The 15,516-nt window shown below is 40.0% G+C and carries 11 protein-coding genes; 8 read left to right on the forward strand and 3 right to left on the reverse strand.

Annotated features, from left to right (window positions below; genetic code table 11):
* The first annotated feature begins 245 nt into the window (after window positions 1-245).
* Window positions 246-1,439, forward strand: a complete 1,194-nt coding sequence (locus PB1_RS09010; protein WP_003352029.1) for a PDZ domain-containing protein — start codon at window positions 246-248, stop codon at window positions 1,437-1,439.
* Window positions 1,440-1,531: 92 nt separating this feature from the next.
* Window positions 1,532-2,011, forward strand: a complete 480-nt coding sequence (locus tag PB1_RS09015) for a DinB family protein (RefSeq protein WP_003352030.1) — start codon at window positions 1,532-1,534, stop codon at window positions 2,009-2,011.
* 134 nt (window positions 2,012-2,145) lie between these two features.
* Here PB1_RS09015 and PB1_RS09020 read toward each other — a convergent pair whose 3' ends face one another.
* A complete protein-coding gene (locus PB1_RS09020) occupies window positions 2,146-3,051 on the reverse strand; it encodes a DUF2935 domain-containing protein (RefSeq protein ID WP_003352031.1) in 906 nt (301 codons plus the stop codon).
* A 365-nt stretch (window positions 3,052-3,416) separates the two neighbouring features.
* Here PB1_RS09020 and PB1_RS09025 point away from each other — a divergent pair, with 365 nt between their 5' ends.
* Complete coding sequence (locus tag PB1_RS09025; RefSeq protein WP_003352032.1) at window positions 3,417-3,845, forward strand: HXXEE domain-containing protein; 429 nt, start codon at window positions 3,417-3,419, stop codon at window positions 3,843-3,845.
* Between the two features lie 99 nt (window positions 3,846-3,944).
* Here PB1_RS09025 and PB1_RS09030 read toward each other — a convergent pair whose 3' ends face one another.
* Window positions 3,945-4,709 (reverse strand): alpha/beta fold hydrolase, encoded by a 765-nt coding sequence (locus PB1_RS09030; RefSeq protein WP_003352034.1) that lies wholly within the window; start codon window positions 4,707-4,709, stop codon window positions 3,945-3,947.
* A 117-nt stretch (window positions 4,710-4,826) separates the two neighbouring features.
* Window positions 4,827-5,699: a TetR/AcrR family transcriptional regulator gene (locus PB1_RS09035; protein WP_003352036.1), complete on the reverse strand. Its 873-nt coding sequence runs from the start codon at window positions 5,697-5,699 to the stop codon at window positions 4,827-4,829.
* Between the two features lie 186 nt (window positions 5,700-5,885).
* Between PB1_RS09035 and PB1_RS09040 the strand changes: the two genes are divergently transcribed.
* From PB1_RS09040 to PB1_RS09060, 5 genes are all read left to right on the forward strand, one after another.
* Window positions 5,886-9,068 (forward strand): efflux RND transporter permease subunit, encoded by a 3,183-nt coding sequence (locus tag PB1_RS09040; protein ID WP_003352038.1) that lies wholly within the window; start codon window positions 5,886-5,888, stop codon window positions 9,066-9,068.
* A 176-nt stretch (window positions 9,069-9,244) separates the two neighbouring features.
* Entirely contained in the window at window positions 9,245-9,478 is a 234-nt protein-coding gene (locus PB1_RS09045; protein WP_003352040.1) for a DUF2198 family protein, read from the forward strand.
* Window positions 9,479-9,811: 333 nt separating this feature from the next.
* Entirely contained in the window at window positions 9,812-11,791 is a 1,980-nt protein-coding gene (gene uvrB / locus PB1_RS09050) for an excinuclease ABC subunit UvrB (protein ID WP_003352041.1), read from the forward strand.
* Window positions 11,792-11,798: 7 nt separating this feature from the next.
* Window positions 11,799-14,672: an excinuclease ABC subunit UvrA gene (gene uvrA / locus PB1_RS09055; protein WP_003352042.1), complete on the forward strand. Its 2,874-nt coding sequence runs from the start codon at window positions 11,799-11,801 to the stop codon at window positions 14,670-14,672.
* 512 nt (window positions 14,673-15,184) lie between these two features.
* Window positions 15,185-15,493 carry a magnetosome magnetite crystal formation protein family gene (locus PB1_RS09060; RefSeq protein WP_238533122.1) on the forward strand — a complete coding sequence of 103 codons (309 nt, stop codon included), beginning with the start codon at window positions 15,185-15,187 and terminating at the stop codon, window positions 15,491-15,493.
* Window positions 15,494-15,516 lie beyond the last annotated feature (23 nt).

Here is a 15,516-nt window from a genome sequence, read left to right on the forward strand (position 1 = left end):
GCATCCTAATTTTTTCGAGAGGCTGTCTCATAAGGGTCTGACCCCATGTTCATTTATCAACATATAGCACATTTATCAAACATGATGTCCTATAATGGGGTCTGCCCCTTAGGCTTATAAGACAGCCTTTTTTCCTTTTGTAAAAACTAGCAATATGTTTTATGGTTTTGTTTTGGTAAAATAATCATTAATAGATTACTATATTTACATTCTGTGAGAATTATTTATAGAGGTTGGTGACAAGGGTGGCTCAAGCATGGTTTATTGAATTGTTAAAGGGGACAGGCAAGTTATTTCTTCACCCGGTGTTTTATTATCTTGTCTTCCTGGCCGGAATATTAGGAGTCTCCCGGGTGAAAAGGGAAAGGCGAAATTTTCATATTCGCGTAGAGGATGCGTATTTCGAACTAAGGCAGCTGTTTCCGTTAGGAATTGTAATTGGATCCGTCATCTCTGTAGTTGCTATAGCAGCCGGCACAGTCATTCCATTGGCAGCGGTTGTTCTGGCAGCACTGTTTACATTTCTGTGGAGCATTACGACAAAAGTACGGCTGCTTGCTCCGGCCTATACGTTGGGAGCGGCATTTTTTGCCCTCATTTTTGCCGCTCAGCAAGATTGGCCACTTCCATTTATGCCAGATCTTTTTACAAGCCTTAATGAAAAAATTTACCCATCGATCACTGTTTTGCTTGCTCTCTTAATCATTGGTGAAGGAATATTTATTTTTAAAAACGGACCGAAAGGCACTTCTCCGAAATTAATAAAAAGCAAGCGGGGTTTGACAGTCGGGGTTCATGAAGTAAAGCGACTTTGGATGCTTCCTGTGTTTCTGCTTTTGCCGGGAGGAGCGATCCAGCCCCCTTTTGAATGGTGGCCGGTTTTTTCATTTGGTGAACAGTCATATTCTTTTTTACTGGTTCCGTTTGCCATAGGATTTCATCAGCAAATTCAAAGTTTGCTGCCAAAAGAAGCTGTTCAGCTTGTTGGAAAAAGAGTCATCGTGTTGGGAGCGATTACTTTTATTGTTTCGACAGCGGGCTATTGGTGGCCGATTACGTCCATCGGAGCAGCAGCGCTTGCGATTCTAGGCAGGGAAGCAATAACGCTGCACCAGAGACTGCATGAAGAGAATCTTCCATTTTATTTTTCCAAAAGATATAACGGCTTAATAATTCTTGGCATCATCCCGGAATCGCCTGCCAGCAAAATGGCATTGCAGGTCGGAGAAATGGTGACAAAAGTGAACGGAGTTCGCGTCCAAAACGAAAAACAATTTTACGAAGCTTTGCAGCGAAACAGAGCCCATTGTAAGCTTGAAGTGCTGGATGTAAACGGAGAAGTCCGTTTTGTCCAAAGGGCTCTATTCGAAGGCGATCATCATGAACTGGGGATCCTTTTCGTCCAGGATGAGAAAAAGCGGGATAGTGCAGTAGGTTAATGTAATTTTTTAAAATCCCCGGAATTTAATGAAAACAACAAAAAGCACCTTTCATCCTTTAAAAAATAAAAGAATCTATCTTGGAGGTAAGAATGAATAAAAATTTGCTTAACTATCATTTTTGGGCAACAAATAAGCTTTTAGATCATTTGGGTACCCTCCCTGAAGGATTACTGAGCAAAGAGATTCCGAATGTTTTTCCAAACATTTTAAAAACATTAGAACATTTATACGCAGTGGAAAGTATGTGGATTCAAAGAATTCAAGGGTATAATTTTAGTGCATTGCCAGAAACAACATTTGAAAATATCCCTCAAGCAAGAGAAGCATTTTCCGAAGTACACAATCAATATCTTGTTGCCAGTAATGAAGAGGAAAATAAACTAATAAACTATCAAAACACTAAAGGACAAACGTTTTGCAACCAATTATGGGATATTTTCATTCATATCGTGAATCACGGCACTTATCATAGAGGAAATATAACCTCTATGTTAAGGCAACTCGGTGAGAGGGGAATTTCAACTGATTTTATCGTTTATTTAAGGGAATCCAATGATAAAGGAATATAGTGGATACTTAAAGTATGAAAACTGCAACATTTACATTGTTACAGCTGTATTCTTAATAAATTTTGAACCGTTTCAAGCAATCTTATGTTTATTGAAAAAGCAAAAAAAGCGGGGAAATTTTTGATTCCCGCTTCTTACTGTAGCTGCTCCGTCGCTTGTTTCCTTTTTAATCGTTCTTCCAATACATTGATCATGTATAAGAAATGATCCGCTTCTCGTACGACATGGTCCGCTAGTAAAGGGTTTATGACGCTTTTAATTTGACAGCTTTTGATTAAATCTAAACCTGCTTGTTTAAAGTTTCGCAATTCAACCGTTGCGTTTTCGCTATCTTGATTTAGTTTTCCGATAATAGGGTATGTCGGACTTTTCTTATATAACATTGACTCAACGTCTCTCGCCTGACTGAGAAGCACTTCAAAATCATCTGCAAATTTTCTGGCTGTATTGACGAGGTTGCGTTCTGATTGATCAAGCAAAGACGAGATAAATCTTGAGTGCTCCATCATAATCCGGAGCCAAAAGACATTCTCACTAATGATGGCATCTTGAATAGGGTCTAAAATCCCTTTGTTAAACTTTTTTAATGTCCTGATAAAATATTCTGCTTCCCGTGCAATGTGATCGACAAGGAGGGGGAAGTTGAATCCGCTTACCTTACAATTGATAATCAAAATGAGAAGATTGCGTTTGAAATTTCGAAATCCATACACTAATTGAATCGAGTCTTCATTTAATTTCCTAACTTGCGTTACATTATTTGGTGTTTGATAAGCTCTTTTTTCCTGCTGCTCAAAATAATGAAAAAATCTGTCGGCTTGCTGAATAAGCTGTTTGTCATTTTTGTTAAAACCTTCGCCTAGAAATAAAGCATGTTCTTTCATGATCCTTAACCAAAACTTATTCTCCGTTAGGGAACGCTCAATAAAAAGGCTTTCTGTTAAAGATTCCGGTGGAGCGGCAAATTTTTCAGGGGGAAGTAACATCTGATTATTTCTGTCCATGCCGGTAAAATTAGGAGATGTTTCTGGGCTGCTCATATCCTGCCTCCTCATTTTTTAGAAAAATTTTTATTATTTTATTTGACGTGCAACCGCTGTGCATATTAAAAGCATTTATACTTTATGGTATGTGCCGGTTTTCTTGTTATGTCATTGGACAAACTTAATACTTTATTTACACCCATAATTTGCTACATTGATTTTAATATCTAGAATTTGCATAGAAAGTACAATAGAATTTATAAAATGGTGAAAAAAATAAAGCAATCACTGTTTGTCCTGAATTACTTGGAGTTTTTCAACTCTGTGAGGGCCAGCTGAGATAGTCGGCGGTGAGGCGAAGATGTTCTTTATGGGAAAGCAAAAACCGCATTTGCTTTTTTGAAGAAGGAGGTAAATTAGAATTGCTTCAGCTAGAATTATATAATGCTATTTGGTTATTTGTTATTGTTTTTATGCTTCATGATTTTGAGGAGATAATAGCTGTAGAAAATTGGGCTAAAAGAACCGAGAGTAAAATTCGAGATGAAAATAAATGGATAAAAAATAAGATTTGGCATTTTTGGAATGTAAATTCATATTCTTTTGCAAAGAGGGATGTTTTTATTTTCTTAACGATGTCAATCATTACTTTTGTTAAAGTTCAATATTTAGAAAGCACATGGAGTACATTATTGTTTTTATCTTTTCTATTATTTGTGTTACTACATAATATTCTACATGTTCTGCAAACATTGTTTTTAAAAACATATACACCGGGCCTTTACACCGCTATTATCTTAGTAACTCCGTATACAATCTTTTGCTATGATGAACTTATAGATCATAGTTAAACTTCTAAAGGACTACACTACATAGAAACAGGAATGACAAATTTCTATCAAAAAAAAATCCCCGCCTCTAAGCGGAATATAGATGGGGGCGGTTCCTATTTATACCGGAATTTTTTCTGATTTTGCTAGTTGAATTCCATTTAGAAATTCCTCGTATATCTTTTTAAAAGAATTAGGACGAAATAAGTTTGCGGCATGGCCTGCATGTGGAATTTCCTTATATTGCACATGTGGTATCACTTTCTTTAAATCTGCAATGCTAGACTTATAGAGAAAGTCATGATCACCCATCACCCAAAGAACAGGAACATCTATGTTTTTTAGATCACTTCGCAAATCATAAAAAAGCCTATGTCCGATCGCTTCTTTTAAAATTCCTTTATCCAACTCAAGACCATATTTATAGTATACCTTCGATGAAACTAATGAATATGGATCTACAGCCCCTTCTTTTGGAAATAAATCCTTGGAATAGTTTTTTAACCATTTCGAATAATTTTCGTTGCTTGCATCCCAATAATGCTGGAAGACATCAAATAAAGGAGATGGAGAGTTATAATGGCCTCCAATATAACATAGACTTAACACTTTATCTTTCCATTTATTCGCAAAAATAGTGGCAGGATAACATCCGTAGCTTAAAGAACAAATATGGGCTTTTTCAATTCCTTCCTGGTCAAAAAGAACTTCCAACTGCTTCACTAAATTTTCCAATATAAACTCTACTGGTTTTCCTCTATCTTCTCCGTGGCCTAATAAATCATATGCATACGTATGATACGCTTGGCTAAAGTAATCGATTTCCTTATGAAATGCACGTTTTTTGCCCGTAAGACCATGTACAAATACGATTTTTTCTTTCATTTTTCCTCCAGCGTGTAAGATACTATTATTGTTCATCTCATTAAAAACAGTAACGGGAGATTGTTAAACATTATTTTGAATACCGTTAAAAATATGTAAATATCATCTATTCATAGTTTACGACCTTTTTCTTAGTCCAAAGAATTTTTCAATTTGTAGCTTCAATTCTTTTGTTTCTTTAATATTTTTTAAATTCGCGAGCATTCCTTGGATAACCGGGATTCTTGGTGCTTCATTGTTGATTTCAGCTTCAAGCACATCAAGCGTAACAAATAAGTCACTTGATGTTTCCAAATCAGCTTTTAATTCCTTGATCAAAAGAAGGATATCTTTTTTATTTAGCTTTTTTTGGAAAAAGTGGCTGTCTAAAAGTGCCTGATTAAGCAATTGGGGAGGCACGATTTGTTCTTCTTCAGATTTCATCAATCCATTTGCTAAATCATCGGCTCTCCGCAGGATAAATCCGGCTAATTTATAAAAGTCTATCGAATTGTTTTGAAAAAGAATCAGCTGTAAATACGAGTGAAAGATGCCTTGCAAAATGATCGAAAGATCGCCAAGATATGGCACAATGTTTTTCCCATAAATTGCAGTCATTGATTTTTTATAAAATTGATATGTTTCAATGTGCATGCTGTTGACAAATTCTGCAATGGATTCATTAAAGGGAATAGCTTGTTCTCTCGTCTGCATGATAATAAATTCTTTATGTTTGCAAATCTCCGAATAAAGGCAGACGATGTGTTCAACAAACATGTCTCTTGGAGGCAAATCCAATGATTTTATTTCATCCATTCGCGCTTTGATTGTTTCATAGTAGTATTTAAAAATTGCAATAAGCAGTGATTCTTTCGATTTAAAATAGATATAAAAAGCTCCTTTTGAAATGCCTGCTTTATTGGCTATTTCTTGAATTGAAGTGGCGGCAAATCCTTTATTGGCGAACAATTTCATCGCCGCGTCGATAATCAGCTTTTCTTTTTCTTTCATTTTTTCTACTCCTGTCTGAACCTGATACCCTAATTATGACCGATTGGTCATAAAAGATAAACCCTTAATTTATTGTAAATTTTTAAAAGTCTATATTGACTGATGACTGACTGGTCATTTATATTATCTTTTGTAATGACCAGTCGGTCAATTGAAATTTTTAAACCTAAGGAGCTGGAGGAAACAATGGGTAAAATTATTAATTTTTCTCTCAAAAATAAGTTCGCGGTCTGGCTGCTTACGATCATTATTACGGCCGCAGGCTTATATTCCGGATTGAACATGAAGCTTGAAACAATTCCGAATATTAAAAATCCGGTTATCAGTGTCACATCTTTTTATCCCGGAGCTACTCCTGAAGAGGTAGAAGATAAGATTTCCGTGCCGATCGAAAAAGCGGTCCAGAATCTTAACGGGGTGGATGTAGTCAGTTCTAATTCATTTCAAAATGCATCATCTGTTCAAATCCAATATGAATATGAAAAGGATATGGACGAAGCAAAAGTTGAGTTAGAAGAAGCTTTATCTTCGATACAATTTCCGGATGGCGTGAATAAACCGAAAATTTCAAAGGTCAGCATAAATGACTTCCCAATTGTAGCTGTAAGTATCTCGAATGAAAAAGAGCCGCTTGCACAGCTTACCAAAACAGTTGAAGAAGATATCGTGCCTGCTTTGGAAGGAATTGACGGTGTATCATCCGTGCAAATTTCCGGACAGCAGATCGAAGAGGTTCAACTTGTTTTTAACGATGAGAAAATGGCTCAATACGGTTTAAGCCAGGAAACAGTCAAAAATTTCATAAAAGGCGAAGATATTACGTTTCCTTTAGGGCTCTATACATTTAAAGATAAAGAGCAATCGGTTGTTGTGGATGGAAATGTTGCGACAATTGAAGAATTAAAAGCTTTGGAAATTCCGGTGATTCCTTCACCCGGCAGCCTGAACAATTCACAACAAGTCAATCAGAGCAATCCGCAAGCAGGTTCACAAAGTTTCGCAGAAGCCCCTCAAAACAATGCAGCCGGAATATCCCCGGACGGAACATCCAAAGGAAATATCCAAAGACAGCCGCAGCAAGGTGCAGGGCTCCCGACTGTAAAACTTAATGACATTGCTGATATTAAATTGGTTGGCAAGGCAGAATCGATTTCGAGAACGAACGGAAAAGAAGCGATTGGCCTGCAGATTGTAAAAACGGCTGATGCAAACACCGTTACGGTTGCGAATAAAGTAAAAGAAGAGTTGAAAAAATTTGAAGACAAAATTGAAGGTCTGGAAGTAGTCACAACGTTTGACCAGGCTAAACCGATCGAAGATTCTGTAGAAACGATGTTAAGCAAGGCGCTGTTTGGAGCAGCGTTTGCGGTCGTGATCATCCTGTTATTCTTGAGAAATATCAAATCTACTTTGATAGCGATTATTTCGATCCCGCTGTCGCTTTTGATTGCCATTTTATTGTTAAAGCAGATGGATATTACGCTGAATATGATGACTTTAGGTGCGATGACCGTCGCAATCGGCCGTGTTATTGATGATTCGATTGTCGTGATTGAAAACATATACCGGAGAATGTCGCTGAAGGACGAAAGGCTGAAAGGAATGGAATTGATCCGAGAAGCGACGAAAGAAATGTTTATTCCGATTATGTCATCAACGATCGTAACGATCGCCGTGTTTCTTCCTCTTGCACTTGTGAAGGGAATGGTCGGTGAGCTATTCCTGCCGTTTGCCTTAACAATCGACTTTTCGTTGCTCGCTTCATTGCTTGTTGCCATTACGATTGTACCGATGATGGCTCATTCTCTATTTAAAAAGGGCTTAAAAGAAGGAGTCCATCATGATGAGGATAAGCCGGGAAGATTGGCTCAAGCTTATAGGAAAATATTAAACTGGTCGTTAAACCATAAGATTGTGACAAGTTTAATGGCATTGCTACTCCTTGTTGGAAGCTTGCTACTTGTCCCTGTCATCGGGGTCAGCTTCCTGCCGTCTGAAGAAGAGAAAATGATGGTCGTTACGTATAAACCTGCCCCGGGGGAAACATTGGAGCAAGTGAAAAAATACACGTCAGATGCAGAGAAATTTTTCCTGGCGAGAGACAACGTAAAGACGGTTCAATTGTCGCTTGGAAGCGAAAACCCTATGAATCCGGGGGATACGAACAGCGCGATCATGTTTATTGCATATGAAGATGATACGCCTGACTTTGAAGAAGAAAAGGAAAAGGTTATTAAGGATCTTCAGGAAAAAACAGCAGAAGGTGAATGGGCTTCCCAAGACTTTTCATCCAGTGCCGGCAGCAATGAAATTGTCTATTATGTATACGGTGAAAAGCGGGAAGATATCGAGCCGGTTGTAAAAGAAATTCAAGACATCATGAAAAAGGACAAAAGTTTTACGAAAATTGATTCGAGCATTTCCGAATCGTACGATGAATTTACACTCGTCGCTGATCAGAAAAAATTGAGCAAGCTCGGATTAACGGCTGCACAAATCGGTATGGAACTTTCTCAGACAAGGGAGCGCCCCGTTCTGACGACAATTGAGAAAGACGGGGAAGAGCTGAATGTCTATCTTCAAGTTGAAGAAGAAAGTTATGAAAGTGTCGAGGATATGACCAAAGAAAAGATTCAATCACCGCTTGGCATCGAAGTTCCTGTAAGCGAATTGGTTGAAATCAAGAAAGGAAAAACATCGGACACCGTTACGCGCCGTGACGGCCGGATTTATGCAGAAGTCAGTGCCGAGCTGACAACAGATGATGTTGCCAAAGCATCTGCAAAACTTCAAAAAAATGTGGATAAAATCGACCTGCCATCAAATGTTGAAATTTCGATGGGAGGGGTTACGGAGGATATTCAGGAAACCTTTACGCAATTAGGTTTGGCGATGCTCGCTGCAATTGCTATCGTCTATTTTATCCTTGTCGTAACTTTTGGCGGCGCTCTTGCACCGTTTACGATCCTGTTTTCATTGCCGTTCGCGGTTATCGGCGGGCTCGCTGCCCTGCTGATTGCCGGTGAGACAATCAGTGTGTCGGCAATGATCGGCGCCTTAATGTTAATAGGTATTGTTGTAACAAATGCAATTGTTTTGATTGACCGGGTTATTCGAAAAGAAAACGAGGGACTCAGTACAAGGGAAGCATTGCTTGAGGCAGGGGCAACCCGCTTGCGCCCGATTTTAATGACTGCAATCGCGACGATTGGAGCGTTATTGCCGCTCGCATTTGGCATGGAAGGAAGCGGTTTGATTTCAAAAGGGCTTGGCGTTACCGTTATCGGCGGATTAACAAGTTCAACCCTTCTTACTCTCTTAATTGTTCCAATCGTATTTGAAAGCATAAGCAAGCTAAGAAAAAAGTAAAGGGGCCTGGCCCTTTACAAAAGGGTCAGACCTCTTCAGCAATTAATAAAATAAGATAGAATTACACCGGAATCGTTGAAAAAACTTGTTTACGCAGAAAAGAAGATATATTCTATTGATAGATGACAAGCTGTTTTGTTAGAAAAATCCTCTTTTTCAATGAAGAAGGTGTAACGATGATTATAAAATATTTATCGGCTTTGTTTTTGCCATGTCTGTTAGTTTTGCTGTTTACAAGGGTAACGTACCATCATGTAATCGGCCTTATTCTTACAGTCGCACTGATTGCCGCCTCGGTCTATAAAGGGTATACGAATTCACTGGGGCTGATTGTCGTTGATGCGTTTTCTTTAACACTTGGTTTTTGGTTTGCAAAAAGAATGATCGCCAAAATCCGGAAGAGCGCTTAATAGAATATTGCGAAAATCGAAATAACCTTTGTTAAACCTGTCTGCTTTTTTACGACAGGTTTTTTTCATTCAAAAGAAAAACCGGGGCTATTTGAGGTTTTTGTAAAGATTATAAAAAAATCGAATATTCGTTCGCGTATTGTTGGTTTGTTTTGAGTGCTTTGTGGTAGAATGTTTATATGAGTTTTTGAAGACGGATAAAGTGAAACTTTGTCATTGTAGCTTTTTTCCCACGTTGATATTCGATTCCCAAAAAGTAAATAGCTCGAATCACTTTTGGTATTAACGATACTTATCTTCGGTTCATACCATTGCGGAACAGGAGGTTTTTTTGTGACGGAGCAATTTGAATTAGTCTCGAAATATTCGCCTCAGGGCGATCAGCCTGAAGCAATAAGAAAACTTGTGGAAGGCATAAAGAATGGGAAGAAGCATCAAACACTTTTAGGGGCAACGGGGACAGGGAAAACATTTACGATATCGAATGTGATTAAAGAAGTGAATAAACCGACCCTTGTAATCGCCCACAACAAAACGCTTGCCGGACAGCTTTACAGCGAGTTTAAAGAATTTTTCCCGAATAATGCGGTTGAATATTTTGTCAGCTACTACGACTATTATCAGCCTGAAGCGTATGTTCCGCAAACAGATACTTATATTGAAAAAGATGCGAGCATCAATGATGAAATTGATAAGCTGCGCCACTCGGCTACATCTGCTCTGTTTGAAAGACGGGATGTTATCATTGTTGCCAGCGTTTCATGCATTTATGGCCTCGGTTCTCCTGAAGAATACCGTGATCTCGTCGTTTCATTGCGTGTCGGCATGGAAATTGAACGAAACAAGCTGCTGCACCGGCTCGTTGATATTCAATATGAACGGAATGATATTGACTTCAAACGGGGGACATTCCGCGTACGCGGAGATGTTGTGGAAATTTTTCCTGCTTCAAGGGATCAACACTGCATCCGCGTTGAGTTTTTTGGGGATGAAATTGACCGAATACGTGAAGTCGATGCGTTAACTGGAGAAATATTAGGGGAACGCGAACATGCTGCGATTTTTCCTGCTTCCCACTTCGTTACGCGTGAAGAAAAAATGCGAATTGCGATCGAAAATATAGAAAAAGAACTGGAAGAGCAGCTTCAAAAGCTTCGCGCTGAAGACAAACTTCTCGAGGCGCAGCGCCTTGAGCAGCGGACCCGCTATGATCTTGAAATGATGCGGGAAATGGGCTTTTGTTCAGGAATTGAAAATTATTCGCGGCATCTGACATTAAGGCCTCCGGGATCAACGCCGTATACATTGCTGGATTATTTTCCTGACGATTTTCTCATTGTTATTGATGAATCACATGTCACTTTGCCCCAAATTCGTGGTATGTACAATGGAGACCGGGCCCGGAAGCAGGTTCTTGTCGACCACGGTTTCCGGCTTCCTTCAGCACTGGACAACCGTCCGCTGACATTTGAAGAATTTGAAAAACATATAAATCAAATTGTATTTGTATCCGCAACTCCGGGACCTTATGAGTTGGAGCACTCTCCCGAAATGGTTGAGCAGATTATCCGGCCGACAGGCCTGTTGGATCCGACGATTGATGTCCGTACGATTGAAGGGCAGATTGATGACTTAATCGGCGAAATTCAGGACCGGATTAAGCGGAATGAACGAGTTCTTGTAACGACATTGACGAAGAAAATGGCGGAAGACTTAACCGACTATTTGAAAGAAATTGGAATTAAAGTTCGATATTTGCATTCTGAGATAAAAACACTTGAGAGGATCGAAGTTATCCGGGACCTTCGCCTCGGGAAGTTTGATGTTCTTGTCGGGATCAACTTGTTAAGAGAAGGGCTTGACATTCCTGAAGTTTCTCTTGTTGCGATTCTTGACGCAGATAAAGAAGGCTTTCTTCGTTCGGAACGCTCTCTTATACAGACGATTGGCCGGGCAGCCCGGAATGCAAACGGACATGTCATTATGTATGCCGACTGGATTACCCAGTCAATGGAAATTGCGATTAATGAAACGAAGCGCCGCCGTGCGATTCAGGAAGAATACAACAAAAAACACGGAATTACACCGCAAACAATTAAAAAGGAGATTCGCGATGTCATCCGTGCCACTTATGCGGCTGAAGAACAGGAAGAATACAAACCGGCTGCAAGCATCGGCAAATTGACGAAGAAAGAACGGGAGAATTTGATTGCCGATATGGAAAAAGAAATGAAGGAAGCGGCAAAAGCTTTAAACTTCGAACGGGCCGCCGAGCTTCGTGATTTAATACTTGAGTTAAAAGCGGAAGGATGACGATTACATGGCGATGGAAAAACTTGTTGTAAAAGGTGCCAGAGTTCACAATTTGAAAAATATTGATGTCACCATTCCGAGAGATAAGCTTGTTGTGGTAACGGGGTTATCCGGTTCAGGAAAGTCGTCGCTCGCCTTTGATACGATTTATGCAGAGGGGCAGCGAAGGTATGTGGAATCTCTTTCCGCCTATGCCCGCCAGTTCCTTGGTCAAATGGATAAGCCTGATGTAGATTCTATCGAAGGATTGTCTCCGGCCATTTCCATTGACCAAAAAACAACTAGCAGGAATCCTCGGTCAACGGTTGGAACAGTTACGGAAATCTATGACTATTTAAGGCTTTTATTTGCAAGAGTCGGACGGCCGACATGTCCTGTGCACGGAATTGAGATTTCCTCGCAAACGATTGAACAGATGGTAGACCGCATCCTGGAATATCCGGAAAGAACCAGGCTGCAAATACTTGCCCCCGTTGTATCAGGACGGAAAGGCACCCATGCAAAAACGCTTGATGAAATTAAAAAGCAAGGGTACGTCCGTGTCCGGATTGACGGTGAAATGCATGACCTGGGCGATGAAATTGAGCTTGAGAAAAATAAAAAGCACTCGATTGAAGTCGTTATTGACCGGATCATCGTCAAAGACGGAATTTCGGCCCGTCTGTCGGATTCGTTAGAAACAGCTTTGCGTCTTGGCAATGGAAAAGTCATCATTGATGTGATTGGTGAAGAGGAGCTGCTTTTCAGTGAGCATCATGCATGCCCTCATTGCGGTTTTTCGATTCAAGAGTTTGAGCCGCGGATGTTTTCTTTTAACAGTCCTTACGGAGCCTGCCCTGACTGCGACGGTCTCGGCACAAAGCTTGAAGTTGATGTCGACCTAGTTATTCCGAATAAGGATCTAACTTTAAGAGAACATGCGATTGCTCCGTGGGAACCGTCAAGCTCGCAATATTATCCGCAGCTGCTCGAATCGGTATGCAACCATTATGGAATTGACATGGATGTTCCGGTTAAAGGCTTGCCTGAGCATTTACTCGATAAAATTTTATACGGCTCAAAAGGCGAGCGGATTTATTTCCGTTATGAAAACGATTTTGGCCAGGTGAGAGAAAACTATATTGAATTTGAAGGAGTTCTTAGCAATGTGGAACGGCGCTATAAAGAAACAAGCTCGGATTATGTCCGTGAACAGATGGAAAAATATATGGCCCATCAGCCGTGTCCGACATGCAAAGGGCATCGCCTGAAAAAAGAAAGCCTTGCCGTCTTAATTTCCGGAAGGCACATCGGGCAGGTAACCGAACTTTCGATCGAAGAAGCCCACCAGTTCTTTTCAAACCTTGACTTAACAGAAAAAGAGTTTAAGATCGCCAATCTCATTTTAAGAGAAATTAAGGAAAGGCTCGGCTTTTTAATCAACGTAGGTTTAGATTATTTAACGCTGAGCCGTGCTGCCGGTACGCTGTCGGGAGGAGAGGCGCAGCGAATTCGTCTGGCGACCCAAATCGGGTCCCGGCTGACAGGCGTTTTATATATTTTAGATGAACCGTCAATCGGGCTTCATCAGCGTGATAATGACAGGTTGATTGATACGATGAAAAATATGCGTGATATTGGAAATACGCTGATTGTCGTCGAACATGACGAAGATACGATGCTTGCTGCAGATTATTTAATCGACGTTGGTCCGGGAGCAGGAGTTCACGGCGGTCAAATTGTTTCTGCGGGAACTCCGGAGGAAGTCATGAATGACCCGAACTCGCTGACAGGCCAGTATCTTTCCGGGAAGAAATTTATTCCGCTTCCGATTGAACGAAGAAAACCTGACGGACGTTATGTGGAAATTAAAGGGGCAAAAGAGAATAATCTTAAGAATGTAAATGTCAAGTTTCCTTTAGGGACTTTTATTGCCGTTACAGGGGTGTCCGGTTCAGGAAAAAGCACATTAATTAATGAAATTCTTCATAAATCACTTGCCCAAAAGCTTCACAATGCAAAAAGCAGACCGGGTGAGCATAAAGAAATTAAAGGGATTGAGCATCTCGATAAGGTGATTGACATTGACCAGTCGCCGATAGGCCGGACTCCGCGGTCGAATCCGGCGACCTATACCGGAGTGTTTGATGATATTCGCGACGTTTTTGCGGCTACAAATGAAGCGAAGGTGCGCGGTTATAAAAAAGGCCGTTTCAGTTTTAACGTAAAAGGCGGCCGCTGTGAAGCATGCCGCGGCGACGGGATTATTAAGATTGAAATGCATTTTTTGCCTGATGTATACGTTCCGTGTGAAGTTTGCCATGGAAAACGCTACAACCGTGAAACGCTTGAGGTGAAATATAAAGGCAAAAATATTTCCGAAATCCTTGATATGACCGTTGAAGATGCTCTCGTATTTTTCGAGAATATCCCGAAAATTAAACGAAAGCTGCAAACGATTGCGGATGTCGGATTAGGCTATATCAAACTGGGACAGCCGGCAACAACGCTTTCAGGGGGAGAAGCACAGCGCGTGAAGCTGGCTTCCGAACTGCATCGCCGCTCGACCGGACGTTCCTTTTATATTTTGGATGAGCCTACAACAGGGCTTCATGTAGACGATATTTCGCGCCTTCTTACTGTTCTGCAGCGGCTTGTCGACAACGGGGATACAGTATTAGTGATTGAGCATAACCTTGATGTAATTAAAGCTGCCGATTATATTATCGACCTTGGCCCGGAAGGCGGAGACCGGGGCGGCACGATCGTTGCGAAAGGTACACCGGAGGAAGTTGCGGAAGCGCCCGGTTCTTATACGGGAAAATATTTAAAGCCAATTCTTGAGCGGGACAGTCTGCGGATGAAAAAGCTGATCGAGGAAAAGGAAAAAGTTACGAATTGATAGAAGGAAAGCAGCTGCTTGATACGCAGCTGCTTTTTTCAGATTGATTCCAGGTTTTTGAGCCTTTGTTAAGTACTTGTGAGCCGTAATTTCGAATTATGAGCCTTTATTTTCATTTATGAGCCTTTAAATTTATATATGAGCCTTTATTTTCATTTATGAGCCTTTAATTTTATATAAGAGCCTTCATTTTCATTTATGAGCCCTTAAATTTATATATGAGCCTTTATTTTTATATAAGAGCCTTCATTTTCATTTATGAGCCCTTAAATTTATATATGAGCCTTTATTTTTATATAAGAGCCTTTATCTTGATTTATGAGCCTTCGTTTTGTTATATGAGCCTTTAATTCTATTAATGAGTCTTCGTTGATATTATGAGCCAAACCTCCAATTGCAGTAAAAAGGCAGCACTGTATTAGAGCCATATTTTATCCGGAATTGATTTTGAAATATGAAACTTTCGAAAACTCCTTGCGTAAATACATATAAAGGAGATGATGAAAGTGGAAATGAATAAAATTCTCTCAAGTTTAAGTTATTTCAGTGTATTGTTTGCCGGTATTCTTTTTCCATTAATCGTCTGGCTGGCAGCCGAAGATATAGAAGTAAAGGGACATGCAAAAAAAGCATTTTTCTCACACTTAATACCACTCATCCCGTTGCCGATTCTTTTATTTTCAGTCTTTTCCGAATTGATAGGCGGGGATCAGACAACAACCATTCCGGTAGTCTTTTTCACTTCCATTGTATTAATTATCATATTGAGCTGTATCGTTCTAGTATGGAATATTGTAAAAGGCATAAAGGTTTTGCGATAATTCAGTTCTTGCGATTTTAAAAA

Origin of the sequence: Bacillus methanolicus PB1 (assembly GCF_000262755.1) — a bacterium.
GTDB classification, from domain to species: domain Bacteria; phylum Bacillota; class Bacilli; order Bacillales; family Cytobacillaceae; genus Bacillus_Z; species Bacillus_Z methanolicus.